Source organism: Natrinema hispanicum (genome assembly GCF_900111485.1).
GTDB lineage: Archaea > Halobacteriota > Halobacteria > Halobacteriales > Natrialbaceae > Natrinema > Natrinema hispanicum_A.
Map to the genome: position 1 here is coordinate 32,362 of NZ_FOIC01000008.1, position 21,075 is coordinate 53,436.

Here is a 21,075-nt window from a genome sequence, read left to right on the forward strand (position 1 = left end):
TCTTCGTTGCCCCGCTTGGAAAGCTAGGAGAGGACGGGCCTCAGAAACGGGCGGGATGTCGATACGAGCGCTCGAGGGCGTCGACGGATCGATCGTTGTGTTTTCCTCAACGAGGCTAACAGACGGATAGTAACGACCGGACGGTGAGACGGAAGCGCACATGCTCGACGATTCTCGACGAGCGTTCCTGAAGACGCTCGGTCTTGGAGTCGGTGCCACAGGCGTCGGCGGTATCGCTGTTGCTCAGGAGACCACCGGAACCGATCAGTGGGAGCAACCTCGCGGCTGGACGACGTTTCGGGAGGGGCCACAGCGAACAGGTGCGATAGCCGAGGCCGGCCCCGCTCCCTACGCGACCACCGACTGGTCGCTCTCCCTTGACGGCACGATGCGTACCGGTGGTCAGGATACGCTGCCGAGCCGGTTCTCGCCGATGGCACGCTGTATCTTGCAGTGGCGACGGAGACCGGGACCGACGACAGTACGGGATACGTCTCTGCGTACGATTCCACGACAGGCGACCAATTGTGGACGCGAACTGATCTCCCTGCGCCCCGAACGCCCGCAGTCGGCGACGAGATGCTCTACTTTGCGACGAAGCCACCAAGTATCTCTCAAGACGGTCAGGGCGGCTTCGTCGCGCTCGATGCCGACACCGGCGAGACGAGCTGGTACAGGGATGATAACTCGGACTGGGCCGATCCCCTCCTCGCGGCGGGGAACCTCTACACGTCGCGTCTCGGTCGGTCGGACGATGGTCGGAATGTCTGTCGACTCGATCCGAGCACCGGAGAAACAGTCTGGAAAATCGACGCTGTTGGTGGCCAGATCAGCTACGCCGACGGAACGCTGTTCGTCAGTACTGGGAGCGCGTTAGACGCTGCTGACGGTTCTGTGCAGTGGAACATCTCCACCGAGGCCGGCGGGGATGCCACGGTCCAGACCGTGCGTGATGGACGCGTGTTCGGCGTCGAACGTGGTACGGGGGAAACCGAGTACGGTATCCAGTCACGGTCGGCAGCTGATGGCACGCTCCGCTGGATGTACTCCTTCGTCGGCGACGAGGACGACGAATACATCAGTCGACTCGCGGTCGATGACGAGCGCGTCTACTTCGTAACCCACGTGGGCGATCCGACGAACGCCGGTGGGCGGAGCGCGACGATCACGGCACTCGCGGCGGAAACCGGAACGCTGGAGTGGCGTTACGAGACGGATGCTTACCTCGCCGGCGATCCGACGGTGGCCGACGGGACACTATACGTCGGTGGCAAGTACGGACCCGCGTCGAGCCCCGAGCCCGAAGTCCCGGCTTACTACAAGGGACTCGTCTTCGCACTTGACGCGGCGTCTGGTGAGTACGAGTGGGGATACGTACTCGAAGCGGGAACACCGCCGGAACGCCTGTCGTCGTCGATGAAACGGCATACACGGCGACGTACGACCCCACCGAACTCGAAGCCGAGTACGTCGATGCGACCCTCTTCGCCCTCGAGAGTAGTGCCGATCGGCCCGATGCCGCTCATCGGCCAGGGAACGACGCCTGCTGACGAGTTGACCAATCTTCGGCTCGAGTGTGCTGTACCTGCTGGCTGATCGCTTGTGACACTCGCAGCGCTGTGGTATCGTGGTGATCTGAATGCCGAACTGTCCGTCGTGTAACGGCCCTGTCTCGTACGATTTCGCGTCTGCACGGTGATGGTGACACCGTCGACTGGTGTCCACGATGTCGAGACAGGCGGTGAGACCGCCCAAAACGAGCGTTACCGGTCGGTCAACAGGCGACGCAGGATGTCACCGTAGGCGGGGCGAGTGATCAATACCCCGATGAAGACGCCGAGGATGGTGATGATCGCGAATCCGCGGAGATCGCCGAGGCTCAAGACGGCAAGCGGCGAGAGGGCCACGACGGTCGTCGCCGCGGCGGCTCCGATGACCCAGAAGGCTTTGCGGAACCGCGACTGGAAGACCCGTTCCGAACTGACGTCACCCTCGTCCATCACTTCGTCGGCGATGATCACGAGGTCGTCGACCCCGGTCCCGACGACGGCGATAAACCCGGCGACGTGGGAGAGATCCAGCGGCATACGTATCAACGCGGCGAATCCGAGCAAGACGACGACCTCTGCCAGTGCCGTGACGATCATCGGCAGGGCGACGCGCGTGTCCGTATAGCGTGCGTAGACGACGCCGCTGACGGTAAACACTGAGAGAAGCCCGATCAGCAACGAGTACTGTTTGAACTGGTCGGCGTGGGCCGCTTCGATCGAGTAGACCTGACTCTCACCGAAATCAAGCGGTGCGCGCAGGCTGCCGGCTTGCAGATTGACCGAGAGCGACTGGGCGTCCTGTTGGTTCTGAGCACCCATCTGGAAGATGGGGTCGTTGGCCCACTCTTGGCTTTGCATCGTCTCGGCCAGGCTCGAGCCCATGCTGTGTGCGGCGACGGGCTTGCCGTCGGTGACCGTCACCAGACAGTATTGATCGTTCTCGTGGTCGAAGTCGACGGTCCCGTTGGTGGTATCAAGACTACACCGGCCCATCCCTTCGCTCGGATCGGTGAAGCCCTGCTCGTTCATCTGCTGTTGGAACCCGGGTGCGGCGTCCTCGCTGACCTGAACCGGGACCACGTAGCCCTGACTTGCCTGTCCCGGCCGCGACTGTTCTTGTCGAGGTGGGTCGACGCTGGCGATGTCGTCGCCGGTCAGCACCGTTTCGTTGGTCTGGTTCCCGCTTTCGGTGGGATAGTAGGCGACGACCTCGACGACGCCGCGCTCTGAGAGGATGGTGCGGAGTTCGTCGGAGCCCATGTTGGGCACTTCGACGACGATATAGTGGTCGCCGTTCGGCGTCGTCTGCTCGTAAACTGTGCCACCGGAGAGCCCCGCAGCGTTGATCTTCGTTTGGATCGTCTCGATGATCTGATCGCGGGTCCGCTGGCTCACGCCGTCGCGGATATCGTCTTCTGAGACGTCAGCGCCTGCCGATTGCAGTGCCGCAGCGAACTCCGCTTGGCTGACGTCGTCGGTGAACACCTCCGCGACGACCGTTCCGTCGTCTTGGACGTGGACGCTGGCGTTGGCCGGTTCGAGGCCGAGTTGGTCCGCCCCGTCACCGCGGAGCGCTGCCTCGAGTTCGTCGATCCGATTCTGGTCGACTTGCCCGTTGTCGCTGACCGCGTCAGGTGCGACCCCCTCGGCGGTCATCCCCGTGACGGGGGCCCGCAGCCGGGTCCCGCCCTCGAGGCCGAGGCCGAACTCGAGGTTCGTGGGGCTCTCCTGGAGGCTCTCGTTTCCGGCGACGCTGTTGTCGGCGACGATACCGCCGGGGATGAACAGGGCGACGACGGCAAAGCCGACGAACGCCACCAGCAAGAGCACCCGCCAGTTGGACTTGACGGTGCTGATCGGATTCATGAGCGGACCCCCTCGAATTTGTACCAGCGAAGCAGACTCAGATTCAACATGTAGGTGTTCATCAGGTCAGCTGCGAGGCCGACGAACAGGATGATACCGATCGATGCCAGCAGGTCGATGCCGAACAGAAACGCCGCGACGCCCATCACGAGCATCGCGACCATCGACGTGACCGTCATCGTGACGCCAGTGCGCATCGCGCGGTAGGTACTCTCATAGAAGTCACCGCTGCGGCGCAGGACGTGGTTGTTCAACAGGATGTCGGAGTCGACGGAGTAGCCGATCAACATCAGCAGGCCGGCGACCGTCCCAAGCGAGAGCGGAATCCCGACGAGTCGCATGAACGCAAGCGGGATCATGAGGTCCGAAAACGCCGAGATGACGATCGCGATCGAGGGGACGAACGTCCGAAACAGCAGGAAGGCGATCGCGCTCATCCCGACGAAGGCAATGACGAGTCCCATGAGGGCCGTCTGCTGGCTTCCCTGGCCGAAGCTCGCCGACGTCGACGAGATCGATTGGACGATCGCGCTGTCGCCGTCTTGGGCCAGGTTCGATTCAGCCTGCTCTCGTAGGGACTGAGAGTCGGTCGAGGCGAACTGCACGATATACTGGTTCTCGCCGCCTGCCCCAGTCACCGATTCAGGCTGTTGATCGAACGCCGACGAGATCTCGTCGGCCGACGCCGTCGTCTGGACGGTCAGTTCCGTCCCACCGGCGAAGTCCATCCCCAGCGGCACCGGCGTGCCGTACACGAGAAACGATCCACTGAGGACGAGCAATGCAACCGCGAGGACCGCGAGCGGAACCGCCGCGAGTTGGCGGTTACTGTACCGGTTGTATTCGATCTCCGGTACGTCGAAATACGCCATATATCGCTTCTCTTGCAGGCCCCCGAAGTAAGCCTTCTCCATTTCGACTCCCTTTCATCGCCGCGTGTCAGCGAATCGACTCCGACGGCCCCGCCACTCGCGACGACGACCCACTGGCTCAGTCCGGTAGGTATCGGACGCTCATCACGCCGTCGGCTGCCGAACATCGCACCTCTACGCGAACCGCTTCGAGTCGGGCCGCCCGCGCGATCGTCTCGTCGTCCTCGAGGACGTCCTGGGCTGCTGCCTCGAGGTCGTCTTCGGGGAGACAGAACACATGCAGTTCACCCGTCCCGGCGCGCTCTTCTTGGATCAGGTCGCCGACCTCGGCGTCGGCTGCCAGCGCCTTTTCGTGCTGGGTCGGCTCGAGATCGCTATCGACCAACTCGATCGAGCGCCGTTCCGCGACGTCGATCACTTCCCACGCAATCTCCAGGGGCGGTTCCGGTGCGACGGTCGCCTCGAGGACGTCGTAGACCTCGAGGTCGGGATTTGACGCGAGGGGGTGGACCTGTGCGGTCTCGACGTCGCGGACGACCGCCGACTCTGGCTCGGCGTGCGTGACGACGAACGTCCCCGTCTTTTCGCTCATGGGCGCTCGTTGGTGGTGGATGGATTTCGGGGTTTCGGCTTTGGGTCGTGTGGCTGTGCGAGCGCCCACCTACTGCTACGGTGGCACAATAGCGGCGATCACCGTGGAACGCAGCACGCACCGCTCTCGATCGACTCGGGGTTTCGCAAAACGGTAATGGGGGGTGGGGGATACCTCCGGATGTTCCGGAGGCAATTCATTGTTTTCGGTAATTCCTGTTAGTTGTTACGGTACCTATCATTCGGCCAACAGGGTTATTTCAACACACTGCAAATCCGTAGATGGCGGAGGGATCATTCCGTCAATGCGAGATCGACTCCGATCGACTTCGAGACAGACGGACTCTCTCCGCGCACCTGGGATCGATCCACCGTCAATAGCCACATCATCACCGATCCCAGACCCACCCGATTGATACATTTCCTCTCGGATGGGGGCTCAAACGCTGGCCTCTGGCCGGCGTTTCTCGAACGAAAACCGAACTCAGTAGTGACGACACGCGCGGTTTCAACATCGAACGGCACCGTTCGCGTCGACAGCGTCTCGGCAGCTCCCAGCGCTGCTTGCGTGTGAGTTCATCGCGCTCGAGGACCTGGCGGGCAGCCTGGACGCACTTCGGAAGCGAGCTACGGGATATAGAGGCCGAAATCGAAGGAATCCCTCCGACGAACTACCGATACAACACGAAAGAGGCCAGCGATTGGAGTTGGTCGGATTACGGAGAGGAAACCGACGATATGGAGGCCGACGAATCGGCCCGAATGACGGCAATCTGGACGGTGATCCAGTGCAAACAGGAGGGAATGAGCGACCGTGAAACCGCCAAATTCGTGCCGTACAGCCATGAATGGGTCAATTCTCGATGGAAGGAGTACCAGAAAGAAGGAAAGCACACAGAGGCACTTAGCAAAGTCGAGGAGAGAATCGCATGACTGCGTCGGGTTGCATAGGTGGTAAGCGCATTCACATCCCCTTTAGTCACAGCCCACAGCCTGCTCCGCTCCCGATGGGCGCGCGGCTTGGGGGCAGCGGAGGCGTATATATAACAGCGCGCAACGCGCGTGGTGCGCGTGAATTGCTCGAAACGAGCCAACCACTTTGGGACGGCCGTCGAGAAACGGATGGCCGAGAAGCGACGATTCGATCTCGAGCGGGCACGACGCGAGGTTCGGCAACGGGACTCCCGTCGAGATCAAATCAACGATGCACAAACACGCCAACGGCCAGCCCGGCAACTGGAAGGTCTACCGGAAATACCATGAGAAGTTCCGGCGGCACGACGGCTGGTACTGTTTTGTCGTTTACCGGCCACATGGGCGCTCAGGACTGACGATCCTCCAGAACAAGATGGTCCGCTCGAGCGATCTCCCCTTGCTTCGGTGGCACGGTGGTGGCGATCACCGCGGAACCGAACAAGCGAAGATTTCGATCAGTGCTATATTTTAGCGATCTGTCTTACTTCAGCGATTTTATAGCACATAGGTAATTTTTTCGAAACATGAATCGGCGAACTGCAGGTGTTATAATTGGAATGTTGACAGTGGTTTGTCTTGGACTTGTATTTTCCATCGTATATCCGCCCTCAACTACAGAGTTAGACTATCGTGATCCGTTCACTTCTCCTGAGACCAGTGAGTATGAACTGTCCGGTGAAATAGTCGTTGACGGAGAACTACTGGTCGAATTGGAGGCGACCGTGACAGCCAATGGATCGCGGTATCGGTCTATAGGGTCAGATGAGGATCTTACTGAGTCGTATCAAGAATCTCCTGGCGAAGACAAATATATACGAATGAAGGTAAGAGACGGTTCAGTTGACCAGCGAATAGAGCAGATAGAAAACGACGATGATCGGAAATTGATTCGTGAAGATCGCGCCGATGAAGAAGTTATCCTTGTGATATTAGAAAACACGACGGAAGATCAAGCGGATAATATCATAACAAATATAGAACTATTCACCAACGTCCTCCAAAGCACGAAGTATCGGCAGGTAGATGAAACGGCCGAGAACCGCGTATACGAGCCTCAAGACGGATGGTTTGGTGGCCACCGTTTTCGCCCTTACCGAATTACTGATTCAGCCGGTCAAGTGATCGTTGACAAAGATTCGTACGAAGTCAAATCCGCAAACGTCTCTTGGGATCGCACCTCGGATACCGAAACCTACGCTCAGTACCTAATAAATAGAGTAATTGCCGACGAAACGGAGACCATAGATCTGAGATTCGAATCAGACACAGATGTCGCCGAGACGGAAGTCCCTCAGTGGGTCGAAAATGCACAAGAGGAAGCTAAATAAGAGAGATTTTGCGTTATAGACGCGAGATCAGTCTCTTTCTATAGTTACCGACTGTTGAACCTCAAAGCTCGTCACCTTCGTTGACAGCGTCTCGGCGATCTCTTGGCGCTGCTCGTGAGTGAGATCGTCGCGCTCGAGGACCTGTTTTGCGCTGTGACGAGACGAGGGACATCTTCGCAGGCCGAGACGACGGCTTTCGTCTTGTTACAGTCGTAGAAGTCGGCTGCTCGCTCGATTGCATCCTCGCGATAGGCGTAGTTGCCATCGTCTCGAGCAGGTCGCTTTCGCGTTCACAGAGCGCCCTGCCGGATTCGAACCACGCCGACGGCTCGCTTCGCTCGCCGTCGTCTCGTTCGAACCGGCAGGACAGCATGTACTCGCGGCTCACGAGGTGTTCGCCGCGAGAAACATGGGCCCTGCCGGGGAACATCCAGAATCTTCGGGGCCCTCAGCCAGCTGTTGGTAGACGTGAGAAGCGCTCAGAAGCGCGTTTAGAAATCGCTCGTCATCGGCCTTCAGTGAGAGATCATGACAGACAACCTCGAACCCCTCGCACCAGCAAAGGGGATGCAGATGTACCTCGACGAACGGAGTCACGAACTCGCGGACGCGACGATCCAATCTCACCGGTATCGGCTCAAGCAGTTCGTGCAGTGGTGTGAAGAAGACGGTATCGACAATCTCAACGAGTTCACTGGGCGAGACATCCACCGATTCCGCGTCAAACGCAGAAACGAAGACGAGCTCGCAACTGCCAGCATGAAGGGGCAGCTCGCTACCCTGAGAATGTTCTTCCGCTTCTGTGCCACGATCGATGCAGTCGAACCAGGACTCGACGAGAAGATCATTCTTCCAACGACGACCGAGGAGGATGCTCGCTCCGAATTGCTGAATCCTGAACGAGCTCAGAAGGTACTCCAGTTTCTTGACCAATACCGCTACGCGCGTTTAGAACATGCGCTAATAGAGGTCCTCTGGCACACTGGGCTTCGTATCGGCGCAGCGATTGGGCTCGATATTGGAGACTACAACGCTGACGAGCAGTACCTCACACTTGTCCACCGACCCGAGGAGGGGACCTCACTCAAGAACGGGCGAAAGAGCGAACGACTTGTCGCACTGAGTGATCCAGTCTGCGAGGTATTAGATGACTGGCTCTCGGTCAATCATCCGAGGGTCGTTGATCAGTACGACCGAAAGCCGCTGTTTGCGACGAAAATCGATCGCTTGAGTCGGACTCGTGGTCGGACGATTATCTACCAGTACACGCGCCCGTGCGTCTACACCGATAGCTGTCCTCACGATCGGGATCTGGACAGCTGTGATGCCCTACCTACTGAGCATTCACACGCGTGTCCTTCCTCGTTGAGCCCTCATCCAGTCCGACGGGGCGCTATCACCCATTTTCTCAAATCTGACGTTCCTGAAAATATTGTCAGCGACCGAATGGATTGCAGCGAGGCGGTTCTTGAACGCCATTATGACCAGCGATCAGATCGTGAGAAACTACGGCAGCGACGACGCTATCTCCCTAATAATTGAACCTTGGACTGAATTGGTTTAATGACTATCCTACGATTTCACCAATTTGCGATCCTGCTGACTGGTGTGGGGCTATTTACAGTTGGCGTGCTTGGCATTACGGGCAACTTCTCAATATAGACGGTATTGATGCTACTGATCCTCACTGTGGTGTCATTGGTGTCGTTTTATTTGGGGCAAATTTCTGCGTCCCAATACCGCCAGTGATCAGAGCTATCTGTTATGTGTAGATCCGTATTGACAGATGAGAAATCTACCAACCAGAGTACAGCTACAAAGAGGCGTGATGAATTGAGGTGCATATTCAGCACAGAAAGAAGAACCACGACAGCCCAGATATCGCCGGGACCGGGGGCGAGCCCTCGATCCCTGGCAGAGGGAGTTGGCAGGTAATATCCTCCTCTAAATCATTTACATCCGGGTCCGAAATAAAAGCGTCTGGCTGAGGGAGATTGAACACATCCACACAACCAGACATTTTCCTTATCAGACCAACGCTTTAGCTTCAACTCTCACACCAGTCGGGAAGTACCGATATTTGGTATACATCTAAGACAGAGGATTAATAGACTGTTTGTTCTAAGAACACCCATGAATGCTACAGAAATAAAGCAGACACTTGAGCAGATACGTGACGCTGATGAGACTGGTACTTCTACAGAGTTTGCCCGAGAATCAATTACCCAGTTTCTGACCGCACTTGGATATGAAGATGAGAATATCCACTGGGAAGTTGCACTACCTTCAGAAAAGTCCGATAGTGGTCGGTATCGGCCGGACGCTATTATTGCAAAAAGTTCGGATACCCGTCCTTGGCTCGCAATTGATTCATATAATTTTGTAAACCAGGATCCCCCCACATATGGGAAACTAGATGGATATGGCCAACGGAGTGAAACATTCGAATATTTAACAGATATTATGACTACAAATGCATCACTAAGTGTGGTCATATCTGATGAAATTATAGCATATTCTGTCAATTCAAAGAATATGGATGGATTTATTTCAGACCATACACAGATAAAACATCTAGATGATTTAGATGAGTTCATAGGAGATATAATAGACAAACTGTCTCCACCGGACAGTTTACCTACAGAACAAACGGACTGGGATATTTTTGGACCATCAAAAATTGAGTCAGATTATTTTGAAATGTCGTTAGAAAGTTATGAATCTGGTCTTGAAGCGACAATATCTGGAGTAGGTAGTAAGGATAAAGAAGATAAGCAAAGCACTAATAACAAGGGAGATTTATTAGAAAATCTAACTAAACATATAATAGGGTCAACAAGTGGTGTTATTGTGAGAGAATCGAATAGATATACTAAAAGAGGAGAATATGATCTAATATTAGAGAGGAACGGAGAAGAAGCACATCCTGTGTTTGATGAATTTGATCGGTTTATACCAGTTGAATGCAAAAACGTTCCAGACGATTCTGTTGGGACAGACGACGTGAATCATTTTATACGGAAGGTGAGATGTAGTGGATGCAAAGCTGGAATCCTAGTGACTACAGGAACAGTTTCAGGAGATCGTGGTAAGTATGCTTTATCTAGCATTCGTGATTCTTTTGAGAATCAGGGAATAACGATAGCAGTCATAAGAAATAGCGAACTTCAGGAATTAAAGACCGGGAGGACTTTCCCTGAGCTCCTTGACGATTGGATTTTCGATTTACGATTTCCGAAATGATACAACTATAATATGGGGTTGGGATAGAATCAGCCTCGTAGTGAGGGTGTCATAGAATATTTCCCATACAAAACAGGAATCGCTCAGTTCAGAGGATGTGTTCAGCACCTCGTTCCTGTCTGATTCTGAGTAGATGATTGCCCGATGTGATACAGCATTCAGACGCATTTGACGAATTAAGTATTTGTAGCAATATATGCGAAAACACCAGCCAGAACGATCAGAACTAGCATTTGTACTGTGATTAACAGTAGCCGTTCTTTGAGCCCTGTCCAAAAACTGTCCCACTCAGATGCCATACCAGCATGTAATCATTAGATTACATATAAATATTGCTAATAAATATGTATTCAGTTCCTCACGGCTGATTCGGTTATGAGACTGTGGAATAAACACTGTGATAAGAGTTCTATGACACCCTATCGTAGTGCTAAGTTCGGGCTGCTTGGATCACCTCCCCTTTCAGTCCCCGTCTAGTTTAGCACCTCCGCTGGCGGTTGTCCGTTGAGTGATTGGTGTGGTCGCTGGGCACTGCTAGATTGAACCCCTCTGTTTGAGGGCTTCAACTGGCGGTTGATTGTCGAGTGCTTGATGACTGCGGTGGTGGTTGTAGTAGGCGGTGTAGGCAGTCAGCCAGCGCTTGGCGCTGGTCTGACTGCCGTTCCATGTTTTGTGGAACCGCTCGATTCGCATCGTATAGGTCTGAAAGAACTTTTCAACGATGTTGCGGTCAGTGTAGTTGAAATCGCCGTTGAGATTAGTTCGAGCAAGGGCAGTCAGGTAGCCCATGCCATCAACGAGAAACTCCGCGTCTGCGACGCGGTGTTTCTCTTTCAGCTCCTCTAAGAACTGTTCAGCCAGGATCTCGGCCCCTGTGCTTCGAAATTCGTGCATGAGCACGACTTTCGAATCGACATCAATTGCAGCGTAGAGCCACGCTTTCTCTTCGTTCCCGAGTTGAATCTGTTTCTCATCGACCGCAACACGGTCCAGCTCTGCTGTGAAGTCTTGCTCGTAATAATCAGCGTAGGCTTAGTACCAGTGCTGAATCGTAGCTCGGCGTCGTTCGACGCCGAACCACTCACAGAGGTCTCGACATTCCGCTAACGAGGCTGCTCCAGCATGGGCAGCGCACGCCAGCCTGATCAGCCAGGCTGGCGTGCGCGTCCGATCGCTATCCAAAAATTCCACATCAGAAGAACCCGTTACATCGACTTGGAGTTCTTCGAGCAGCATGTTCCCACTTCCCTCGAAGAACTCCGCTCAGTTCAACCTCAATCTAGCAGTGCATAGACGCGAAAAAGTCCGTCTAAACAGGAAGACAAACGAGATAGCTCTGGTGTGCAAGAACTCCACCACTATCCGCATATCCATAATTTCATAATATTCTGTTGAGGGATTATCAATATGGCTGAAAGTGGAATTGGAATAGGGAATATACTCTCCGGGATTATCGGAGCCTCAGCGGTCATCATCGTAGCGTACTTGCGTGAATATTTGAGGAAGCGCACAAAAAGAAGAAAGATACGAAGTGCTCTGTACGCTGAGATACAGGCAACGAACACCTTGGGCGCGGCTGAAGATATGCTTGACAGCGCCTCTGGATCCTATTTTTACATAGAACATGACTTCATCCCCACCAATGTTTATCAATCTAATTTAGCCGACATAGGTCTGCTCTCAGAGGATGAAATTGAAAAGGTAGTTGAATACTACACTAATGCATTAATTGCTAAAGAAGAACGGGCGGGCTGCTCGAAAGTAGAAAACGACGATGATGCGTCTTTGGAGCAGAGAATGTCAGCTGCGGGTACGTTCAAAAGCACTATATCGTATTTACAAGACGCTCGTCAGGAAGCCATGGAATCGCTTGAGTGTCATATGGACACTCCCCCAAATGACGAGGAGAGTAGTGGTGATGAAACTCCTAACGAAAGAAAAGAACCGCAACAGCAGGAGGATTCCCCGTCACCGTCTGGAGCTAAAGAATTAGCTCAGATTTTACTTCACCCATGGCGTAATGCATGGCAGCGCGCGTCTGCTATAGAATCTGTACTTGCATTTTTGCTAGTCCCTTCCATACTCACTGCTGTAGAAGCGAGTGTAGATTCCCAAGCATGGGCGCTACCCTTGTCTGCTGAATCAATCCTTCAGCCAGAGGTTTTGCCCCTCGCATTTACTTCTTCATATGTCCACGCCGGCCCATCTTTCCTCTGGGGAAACGTTCAAGCGTATCTCCTCATCATGTCAGCATTGTTCCCGTTGGCAATCATTGCAGGATACAAGCGAGAACTCCTCGCCATCTCGCTATTCAACCTTCTGATTGTTCCGTTCTTAGCGAGTTGGGTGAGTCTAATTCTCCCAGGAAGATTCGCATCTGGATTCTCCGGCGTTAATGCTGCCTTCTTGGGGACTCTGTTTGTCTTCTTATTTGTGGCATGGGGTTCAGAAGAGGAAACTGTCACCCCTATCTGGTCATTAGTTCCCGGTCTGATTTCTCTGTCGATCGCCTTCGGTTTCGCTTCAATTGTATCACCACGGCTCCCCCTCCTTACGGAATATGTTGCAGGATTTGGAATCGTCGGTACAATACTTCTGGTTTATTTCTTCCGACGCATCGGGTTCAAACCCCTTCAGGTGTTTAGCCCATATCGGAATTCGGTATTGTTCTGGGGAGTGTTGATTAGCGTAATCGGGTTTGCAGGCTTATTTTTGGTAGTATCGCCGTCCACCAACGTGCTAGCTCACCTGACAGGATTTTATGTTGGTTTCTTTATTCCCTTTTCCCTTCTGACGGGGCGCACCCTTAACAGGCCAATTGTTGAGAATATTAAGACAATTATAAATAACATCTAAACTGCTCAGATACCCAATCGGTAGATATTCTTCCGATAATAGGAATCGGCTCGTTCATCGAGCCCTTCTCGACCGAATCACCGCACATGTACTTCACCAGTTCGCTGTTCTGCGCTCGCTCGTCACGCCATGCTGAATATGAGCTGTAGGGCTTGTTTAGACGCGTGAGATCAGTGGTATCAGTGCCTCACAGCTTGCTCGATGTTTCTGACGGCAGCCTTTAGGACGAGTTCTCTGAATTGGCCAAACCACGTTCTAGCCCGCAACGTCTCGCCAAACCGATGTTTCAATACGAAGAATATCGCCTCGACAATCGACCGTCGGTGATAGACATTCTCGTCGTGGCGAGCGTTATGCGCTTTGTCGAGCGCGTAGAACTCTCGATGTTTGATCACTGGTCGGATGCCAGCGTCCCTGAGTTCGTGCCGCAGCGCGTCCCAGTCGTATCTTTTGTCGGCGGTAATCGTGGTAAGCTTGGTGAGATTCTCGTGAGTAGCTGTCGTCCAACTTGTGTATCGTGCGGCTGTTTCATCGAACAATGAACGTCGAGGATGACGCTGGTATCGCAATCGACGAGTGCTGTCGTCTTGATATCGTCAAAGTTGTAGCCGACGCGGAGAACGTAGTGACGGCTGGCTTGATGGCGTTTGAAGACGGTTGCGTCGATCGCCTGAACGTCGCCGAGGTCGTGCAGTGAGACAGACAGCCGCAATAACACCCGCCAGATCCGCATTTTGAGATCTTGTTTCCGCGTACAGACGGTCGTGAAATCCGACAGCTGATTCACAGAAAGTCCGAGTTTCGCGGCGATTCCGGGCATCTCGTGCAGAATGTCGAGCAACAGGCGATATGGCTGGTTCAGGTATTCCCGGAGGCAGTGGATCGAGATAATCACCCAGTCAGCGTAGCCGCCGTCACCCTTCCTGATCGCCGGCGCTGGCTTGCCGATGACAGCGTTCTGGGACAAATCGACACATCGGTCGGTGAAGCGGGCGAGTTGAGACGGCATACTCGCCGCTCCCTCGCTCAATTCCACATAATCCCGGTCAAGACGTCAACTGAGCAGCGTCTAAACACGGCCTGCGCTGTATATTCAGCACGGCCGCTGAAACCTGTCGCTGCTTGAGGATTTCAACAGAGCACCTAGACCAAATTTTCGCACCCCAATACCGAAAGTGATCAGAACTATCTGTTATGTGCAGGCGGAGGCGTTATGGATAGCAACCGCGAGTGAACGGGAAGTGTCTAACTGGGTATTAGCAGGGCTACCAGTTCAACCCAAATGGAGGCGGAGAGTAGTGATCGGAGAGTAGGCCGTTTTGCGCGACTTGGAAGCAGTGTATCCTTATGTACTCGTTCGCGTCACCAAGATCGGGTCGGACCTCAAGTAGTTCATTATCCTGTGCGATAGCCTCTGCGTCTGGATCACCAGCTGGAATGAAGAAGGGAACAACAACGTCCCAACCGTCGGCCACCTCATTTTCCAGATAGCTTTGCAACTTCCGGTTTGCACCAAGGATAGGCCGAACTTCTCGTGGATTCAATCTATTGGAGAGGCGCTTGTCCCTCACGATATAGTTGAGAATCGCTCTCGTGTTGTCTGCCACGGCCGCTGGTGTGAGTCGCTTCTCACCGATGATATCGGTCAGGTTCGACGCTTCCACCTCTGGATGGCAGACTGGCCTGTTACGTAAATCAGTAGTCGCATTGGTGCTGCGCTGCTTGCCGAAGCGGTCACGGAGGTAGTCTTGAATTGCCTTTCTAAGTCCTTCAGTAGAGAACTCGTCCGCCTCGGGAGTGATGATGGTCAAACCACCGCTCCTACCTTGGAATTTGAATGTCTCCGCTTCTGCGAGCGGAGCCACCATCGCCAAGTTCTCCGTCTCCAAATGGAAGCCGTAGGAGAGTAGCCGAGATCGGGACCAACTACCCTTGAGTGGGTTTTTCGCTTTGGCATAGTACTTGCTGTCGAGTACCGCCTCAACTCCCTCATCGGACCGTATCACGTGGTCGGGCTGGCTTCGAAGGGAGATGCTATCATCTTCAAACAACTGGTAGGACTCCTTCTTGATGCTGAAGCTATCCAACCCATCGATCATCGGGTTCCCTTGTAGGTACTCAAGTTCCTCCGTCAGTGCTAGTCCAACGTATTCCTCAAAGAGAGACTCCATCCCGATGATGTACTCCATCAATAGCTCCTCTCGGCCCTGGTCTAAGGGTTGGCCAATCGAAGAGGAAAGGATCGTCTTCGAGATTTCCAGTGCCTGTGCGTAATAGTGGCGCTGTCGGGGAATATCGTTCGTGGTGATCTCTGGTATGTCGCTCAGCGAGACACTCTTCCCCGTAACGCCGCGGCTTTCAAGTCGTTTGATTGCTCGCTCAAGCCGCGAGTATATTCGCGTGTAATTTTGGTTGTCACTCGCACCTGCGTACAAGTGGAACAGCCTCTGTAGCTCTTTCCCAGCACGATAAATCAGATCATTGACTGGAATGCTGTACTCAACGTCCTTTTGAACGAAGACGTGCTTTGGCACGCCTTTCGGGAGATCAAAATTACGAAGGCTGCTGTGTATATCAATCTGGCCTCTCGCGTCCAGTGCCTCTGTTCGTCTACGTTCAAATGAACGGATGAACCCGTGTCTGAAGATATCGTCCAAGCTATTGAGATAATTGACTGCAACAACGATGAATATATCTTCAATTCCGATATCATCTGCGAGGAAATCCCGAATCGGGATGCCCCGATATCTCAGTGATCGGCGATGGTAGCCGACATCCAAGAACATCTCCAAGATTTCTCCCCAGCCGATTTTCGGATCAATCTGGAGCGTCGCGTTTGGTGTGAGATTGACAATCCCGACGATATCTTCTACATCAATGACCAGTTCGTTGTCTCGGACTTCAACGGTGACGACCTTGGGGTCTGAGTTATCATTTGTCGGACTGACCCTTTTAATGTAGGTATTGGCCGCTTCACCTTCGATGAATGCAGCCCGTTTCAGCTGGTCTACGATATCTGGCGGATACTGGCGTACTCTCCGCTTACCTTTCTCCTCGACCTGTAGCCGCGGCTGAAGCGCCCCTTCAACATCCCTGCTCTGCCCCGGTCGTATGCTCATCGGCCGCTGAGTCTCTGTTCTTCGCTTTCGTACCGTTGTTCGGCGAGTTCGATTGCGGGAGTCAAGTCGAACTGGTCAAATTCGTCGTCCAGTCTCCGATAGTGGTTAGGCAACTCTTCGATTTGCGGGAACGTCGCATCATTCAGCAGACGTGGCAGTATGTAGATCTTGAACGCCTCTCCCACAGCTCGCGGGGGGTCGTCTCTGTGTACGCCGACCCCTGGGTCGTCTTCTGGGCCAGGGCTGGATTCAGTGACGGTACCAAGGAAAGCGGCAACGTCACGGTAGTGCATAGGCCCGAACTCGTGGATTCCAGTCCCGTCGTCTGTTCCGTAATTCAGTCCCTCGTAGTCTGCGTGGAACAGATTGACCAGTTGTGATGTACTCAACTGCCCATTCTCAACGTGATGGTTCACCCAACCACTGAACAGTTCTTCTCTGGCAGCCCGATCGTATCCGCCTACCTTTATCATTGCAAACCGGCGGGTAATTGCGTCGTCCAGTTCGTTGACCGTCCTGTCGGACACGTTCATTGTGCAGATAATTTTAACTCTGGAGTCGAGAGTGATCGTTTCTCCAGAGCTCGTCTCGAATAGCGTCTGAGATCGATTTTCGATGGCAGTGTAAAGGGGACCGAAGATTCTAGAGATGTCTGCTCGGGTCAGTTCGTCAATTATCAGCCCCCAGTTCTCGTCAAAATCTTGTGCTTGAATGACGGCATTCGAAACACAACCCGGTTCTTTGACGTACTCTACGCTCTCCCCCGAGTAGTCGGGTGCGATTCGTCCGATGATATCTTGATCCGTCCAAGATGGAGCAGCCGTTTCTATGTCGTAGCCGACTGCCGTTTCCATCGCCAGTTGTTTGGCAAGCGTAGTCTTCCCCGTACCCGTAGGCCCGTACAGCACGACCGGCTTACCCACTGCCAAGGCACCGAGCGCGTTCTCCCACACGGCCTTTGGGACAACCTTGCTCAGATTCCGTGGATCATCTTCGCGGGAAACAACGTCCCTCTTTAGTTCAGCCGATATATGGTTCGAACTTAGGATAGCTTTCCGAATTGGTCCTATCCCCCTTTCGCCGTCGTGGAGAACGTCAACGGGTTTCTCTCCAAATTTCTCGTCCAGTTCGTTCAATAGATATTGTATTGTCTCTGAATCGGTCGCGTCTTCGATAACACGCTGCGCTGTATCCTGATCCCGAGAAATCTCAGAGTTGAGTCGTTTAGCGTCATCAAGTGAGTAGCCAGATGACTCCCCGATACTGCTCATAGGTCTTTATTATCCCACGACGATATAAATGTCAGGAAGAATTTCTTATATATTAGAAGGAACGGACGGACTTTGCTCCACAGAACATCGCTCAAGCTGAGATCTGTCAGGAAATATAATTGTATCGATACGGGCCAGAGGTCATAAGCAGGTACGTGTGATTTCAGAATTTACGATATCTGTCGGCTTCAATCTATTTCGCTTGTCTATCTGCTAATAGAAGTCGGATCTAGAGATTAAACGTCTGGATCCATGGCTGAATCAATCTCAGCAAATAACCGATTAAATGAATCGAGCTGATTTTCGTCAACTTCCGACCGATTCAGTCGAGAAGCGATTCGTTCCGCAATCTGCCGTTTGCGGAGTTCGATCTCACCTCTTGAGTTTTGGATTTCTTCAGCGATATCTGATTGTTCCAAATATTCTACTAAGACTTTGTCAAGCCGTGTTCCATCGTATTCAATACCCCCGATCTCCCAACTCAGTCCGCCAATTTCCTCTACGGAAGCGGGCTCAAAACTGGATTCGAGTTCAGATGTATATTCTTCATACTCTGCGTTGAATTCGGAAACGTATAATTGAGGAACAAACATATCTTCGGTTACGACGTTTTCGCTGCTAGAAGTGTTTTGTAATAAAACAACACGATCTGTTTTAATATCGTGATTATGGTCTCTGATTCTTTCGTACGTGTCTTGGCCTGCCTTGTCACTGTCCAGCATTATTACGTAGTCAATCCCTTCAGCTTCCAGCCAACTTGCTTGCCCCACGACGTTACTGGCTCCACGGACCGGCATAACTGAAACTTCCTGCCACCCAAATAAATCTCTGTCCAGAACTTGGTTGAAATAATTAGCTACCGCAGCTATTACGTAATACTCGGTTGGACCCTCAACAAGGAGTTGTCGGCGGGATACAAAGGGGGAAGAGCCAAGATCAACACCTAATGCATTTCGAAGAGGCTCAAGAGTGTGATTATCCGATTCAAAGATGTCTTCTCTAATTTTTGTACCTCCCCCTGGAGTATCCTCTACAGCACGAATTCGTGAAGGGTAGCGTTTGTCAATTAAGTATGGTGAATGTGAAGAGAAAACTACTTGTTCACTTTCTCCGATCTCATTAACTGATTCAAGCCAATCGCGTTTCCCCTCTGGATGGAGGTAGACTGCGGGATCATCCAAGAGTAGTACCTTGCTTTCATGATCATCGCCGCTCGTTTCCGCGAGCAAATTAATGTAGAACGAGAAAAACCACTGGAAGCCCTCACTCCGTTGTGAGGGATAAGTTAGCGGTCGTTCGTCTACTGCAGAACCTGAGTTTAGTTGATCTTGAATCATCAGGTGGAACGTCTCGTCTGAGTCAACCCAGTTGAGATCAATATTCAGGCTTTTCTGAGACCAAGCTGCGTTCAGTTTATCTTCTATTCTGTTCTGAGCGTGCTCAATCGCATTTGATTGAGCTAACATTGAATCTCCAAAATCATCTAGTGATACCTCACCGATATCTAGAAGATTCTGGAAAGTGTTTCGCTCACCGTTCTTTAATTGGTCAATCGATGCCTTATCGCTAATAAGGTCGTAGCTATCATAATACAATACGTTCGGAGAAGGTAGATCGGGTTCGTCTACATCAACGGAAGCCTCAATTTGCGAATCATAGCTATTGTCGAAGTATTTTGTTCTTGTAATAGTGAGTGGATGTTCAATCTCTTGGGATATATCGGGGTAAAAGTCTTCAACCAGCGATTTGCTAAGCTGGAACCGAAGGGTGATTATGGGTATATCCCCATCAAAATCTGAAGTCGCCTTTGAATTGGAGAGATCCCGATCCGTATACTCATAATCCTTCGAGAAGGAGTTGATCGCTTCTAAAGTAGAGGTTTTCCCACTCTCATTTTTGCCAATTAGGGTTGTCACATTCTCCAACTCGATAAACCCTGTATCTCTGATATTTCTGAAATTTTGGATGCGTATCTCAGATATTTGTATTGCTGGCCCACGTTCTTGCGAAAAAACTTTTTTATTAGACTCTCCTTGGACACTCTCCTCAGTGTCTTCGAAGTCATCCTGAACGATTTCTTCCTCAACGAATTCCAAAGAACTCTGAGTAGATTCTTGATTTGCAGATTGCTCCCCTTCAACTTTCACCAAAGTACTGGAAGATAGAAGGGAATCTAACTGTTTCAGAGACCCTGATGAAAGCTCTAAACGGGTGGGTTTGCTTCCCCGACCAACAATGTATTCGCCGAGTCCGGCACTTTCTGCTGTCTGAAGTATAGTCGTAATTGCCTTCCTCAGGGTTTCATCTTGGTAATCTCTAAAGTTGAACGTGGTTCGTAGCTCCTTGCGGATAGTCGGTGAGTCTATCCAATCTATATCTCCCCCATCCTCACTTGACTCTGCTATAGAAGACCGAAGAATATGCCGATAACTGGAACACCGCTTAATTGCCTCTTTGAATAGGTTCTCTCTCTCTGATTCTTCAGAGGCAAAAGCCAACTCGAACCCATCATCTGTAAGTTTAAAACCCTCTTCCGTCTCTTCAACAAATCCCAGTGCTTTCGCGTATTTCGTAGACCCCCGAACAGATCTTTTTGAAACATCAAGATCATCGGTAAGACTCTCTACCGAATGAGTTCCACCTTTTGAAAGCACGCCTACTAAATCTAGAAGTGCCTCCGGATTTCCGCGAGTAGGAGGAAATTCAATTTCCCGAGGATTGTCCGGTAATTCTTGAGTTGAAGTCAAGTTGACTGATTCCACTTCCGTGTCTTTTTCATTATCTTGACTAGGAGATATTCCATCATCGGATGTGTAGACAACTGGGTCTTCCTCTGAAGTATCCAACTTGAAGAACCCAAACAGAGAGAAGATCTCAATCGCTGTGGAAACACTTCCCAGATTGTCTTTATCGATATCCAACTGACCTGCTACTTTAGTCGAAAGTTCGTCGAGTGTGAATTCTTCGTTCTTAGCTAAGAACTGGGCTTCAGAGAATAGATCATACTCGCTCAGATTTTCCCCAATATTTTTTCTCGCTTGTTCTTTTGAATCACCGACCTTCCTAAAATAGTCAACAACTGGTTTTGACGGAACATACACTCCTGCTTTCTCAGCCTCGATCAAGCTAATATCACTGAAAAACCGAAGGCAACTGGAGCAAGTGGTTTCGTTCAGATTTATTGCAGCCTTCTTATAATGAATCGGTTCTCTCTCTTCATCGTATCTTTTCACTAAATCTTCTAGAGCAGTTAGATGTGCATCAGGACTGAACCTATCAAGGGGAAGAGGTCGGTCAGACATGTGATTGAGATGTGCGATTCTAGGTACATAATGATTGCTAGAAATTCCGACGTGCCGAAGCCGTTTTTTGACCAGTCTTGCTGAGTTATGCCACTACTTGCA

The 21,075-nt window shown here is 52.2% G+C and carries 11 protein-coding genes and 7 pseudogenes; 8 read left to right on the forward strand and 10 right to left on the reverse strand.

Annotation, left to right across the window (positions count from 1 at the left end):
- Positions 1–160 precede the first annotated feature (160 nt).
- Together BSG09_RS21720 and BSG09_RS21100 are read left to right on the forward strand one after the other, a co-directional pair.
- Positions 161–235 (forward strand): annotated as a pseudogene (locus BSG09_RS21720) (twin-arginine translocation signal domain-containing protein); the annotation flags it as partial.
- 197 nt (positions 236–432) lie between these two features.
- Positions 433–1,596: pseudogene (locus tag BSG09_RS21100) on the forward strand (outer membrane protein assembly factor BamB family protein); the annotation flags it as partial.
- 167 nt (positions 1,597–1,763) lie between these two features.
- Here BSG09_RS21100 and BSG09_RS09540 read toward each other — a convergent pair.
- From BSG09_RS09540 to BSG09_RS09550, 3 genes are all read right to left on the reverse strand, one after another.
- The gene (locus BSG09_RS09540) at positions 1,764–3,416 is read right to left on the reverse strand and encodes a preprotein translocase subunit SecD (protein WP_092932507.1); all 1,653 of its coding nucleotides are present in this window, start codon (positions 3,414–3,416) and stop codon (positions 1,764–1,766) included.
- Positions 3,413–4,288 carry a protein translocase subunit SecF gene (gene secF, locus BSG09_RS09545; RefSeq protein ID WP_092932658.1) on the reverse strand — a complete coding sequence of 292 codons (876 nt, stop codon included), beginning with the start codon at positions 4,286–4,288 and terminating at the stop codon, positions 3,413–3,415. Before secF ends, BSG09_RS09540 begins: the two co-directional genes overlap by 4 nt.
- A 118-nt stretch (positions 4,289–4,406) precedes the next feature.
- Positions 4,407–4,880, reverse strand: a complete 474-nt coding sequence (locus BSG09_RS09550) for a DUF5812 family protein (RefSeq protein WP_092932509.1) — start codon at positions 4,878–4,880, stop codon at positions 4,407–4,409.
- 569 nt (positions 4,881–5,449) lie between these two features.
- On the opposite strand from BSG09_RS09550, the gene BSG09_RS09555 reads away from it, so the two are divergent.
- The 3 genes and pseudogenes from BSG09_RS09555 (at position 5,450) to BSG09_RS20165 (ending at position 7,182) form a co-directional block, all read left to right on the forward strand.
- Positions 5,450–5,812 carry a hypothetical protein gene (locus BSG09_RS09555; protein ID WP_092932511.1) on the forward strand — a complete coding sequence of 121 codons (363 nt, stop codon included), beginning with the start codon at positions 5,450–5,452 and terminating at the stop codon, positions 5,810–5,812.
- 138 nt (positions 5,813–5,950) lie between these two features.
- A pseudogene (locus BSG09_RS09560) lies at positions 5,951–6,326 on the forward strand (hypothetical protein).
- 52 nt (positions 6,327–6,378) lie between these two features.
- Positions 6,379–7,182: a hypothetical protein gene (locus BSG09_RS20165; protein ID WP_139246204.1), complete on the forward strand. Its 804-nt coding sequence runs from the start codon at positions 6,379–6,381 to the stop codon at positions 7,180–7,182.
- A 27-nt stretch (positions 7,183–7,209) separates the two neighbouring features.
- On the opposite strand, the pseudogene BSG09_RS21270 reads toward BSG09_RS20165, so the two are convergent.
- Positions 7,210–7,418 (reverse strand): annotated as a pseudogene (locus tag BSG09_RS21270) (DUF7692 domain-containing protein).
- Between the two features lie 292 nt (positions 7,419–7,710).
- On the opposite strand from BSG09_RS21270, the gene BSG09_RS09575 reads away from it, so the two are divergent.
- Complete coding sequence (locus BSG09_RS09575) at positions 7,711–8,724, forward strand: tyrosine-type recombinase/integrase (protein WP_092932515.1); 1,014 nt, start codon at positions 7,711–7,713, stop codon at positions 8,722–8,724.
- Positions 8,725–9,032: 308 nt separating this feature from the next.
- Here BSG09_RS09575 and BSG09_RS21275 read toward each other — a convergent pair.
- Positions 9,033–9,184 (reverse strand): annotated as a pseudogene (locus BSG09_RS21275) (ISH3 family transposase); the annotation flags it as partial.
- Between the two features lie 131 nt (positions 9,185–9,315).
- Here BSG09_RS21275 and BSG09_RS09580 point away from each other — a divergent pair.
- Positions 9,316–10,425, forward strand: coding sequence for a restriction endonuclease (locus BSG09_RS09580; protein WP_092932517.1), 1,110 nt, complete (start codon positions 9,316–9,318; stop codon positions 10,423–10,425).
- 534 nt (positions 10,426–10,959) lie between these two features.
- Here BSG09_RS09580 and BSG09_RS21830 read toward each other — a convergent pair.
- A pseudogene (locus BSG09_RS21830) lies at positions 10,960–11,658 on the reverse strand (IS6 family transposase).
- Between the two features lie 174 nt (positions 11,659–11,832).
- Between BSG09_RS21830 and BSG09_RS09590 the strand changes: the two are divergent.
- Positions 11,833–13,281 carry a hypothetical protein gene (locus BSG09_RS09590; RefSeq protein WP_092932519.1) on the forward strand — a complete coding sequence of 483 codons (1,449 nt, stop codon included), beginning with the start codon at positions 11,833–11,835 and terminating at the stop codon, positions 13,279–13,281.
- A gap of 179 nt (positions 13,282–13,460) precedes the next feature.
- Here BSG09_RS09590 and BSG09_RS09595 read toward each other — a convergent pair.
- The 4 genes and pseudogenes from BSG09_RS09595 to BSG09_RS09610 form a co-directional block, all read right to left on the reverse strand.
- Positions 13,461–14,290: pseudogene (locus BSG09_RS09595) on the reverse strand (IS5 family transposase).
- 256 nt (positions 14,291–14,546) lie between these two features.
- On the reverse strand, positions 14,547–16,400 hold the full coding sequence (locus BSG09_RS09600; protein WP_092932521.1) for a 5-methylcytosine restriction system specificity protein McrC: 1,854 nt from the start codon (positions 16,398–16,400) through the stop codon (positions 14,547–14,549).
- Positions 16,397–17,671: an AAA family ATPase gene (locus BSG09_RS09605; RefSeq protein WP_175542183.1), complete on the reverse strand. Its 1,275-nt coding sequence runs from the start codon at positions 17,669–17,671 to the stop codon at positions 16,397–16,399. Before BSG09_RS09605 ends, BSG09_RS09600 begins: the two co-directional genes overlap by 4 nt.
- 236 nt (positions 17,672–17,907) lie before the next feature.
- Positions 17,908–20,973: an ATP-dependent nuclease gene (locus BSG09_RS09610; RefSeq protein WP_092932523.1), complete on the reverse strand. Its 3,066-nt coding sequence runs from the start codon at positions 20,971–20,973 to the stop codon at positions 17,908–17,910.
- Between the last annotated feature and the right edge of the window lie 102 nt (positions 20,974–21,075).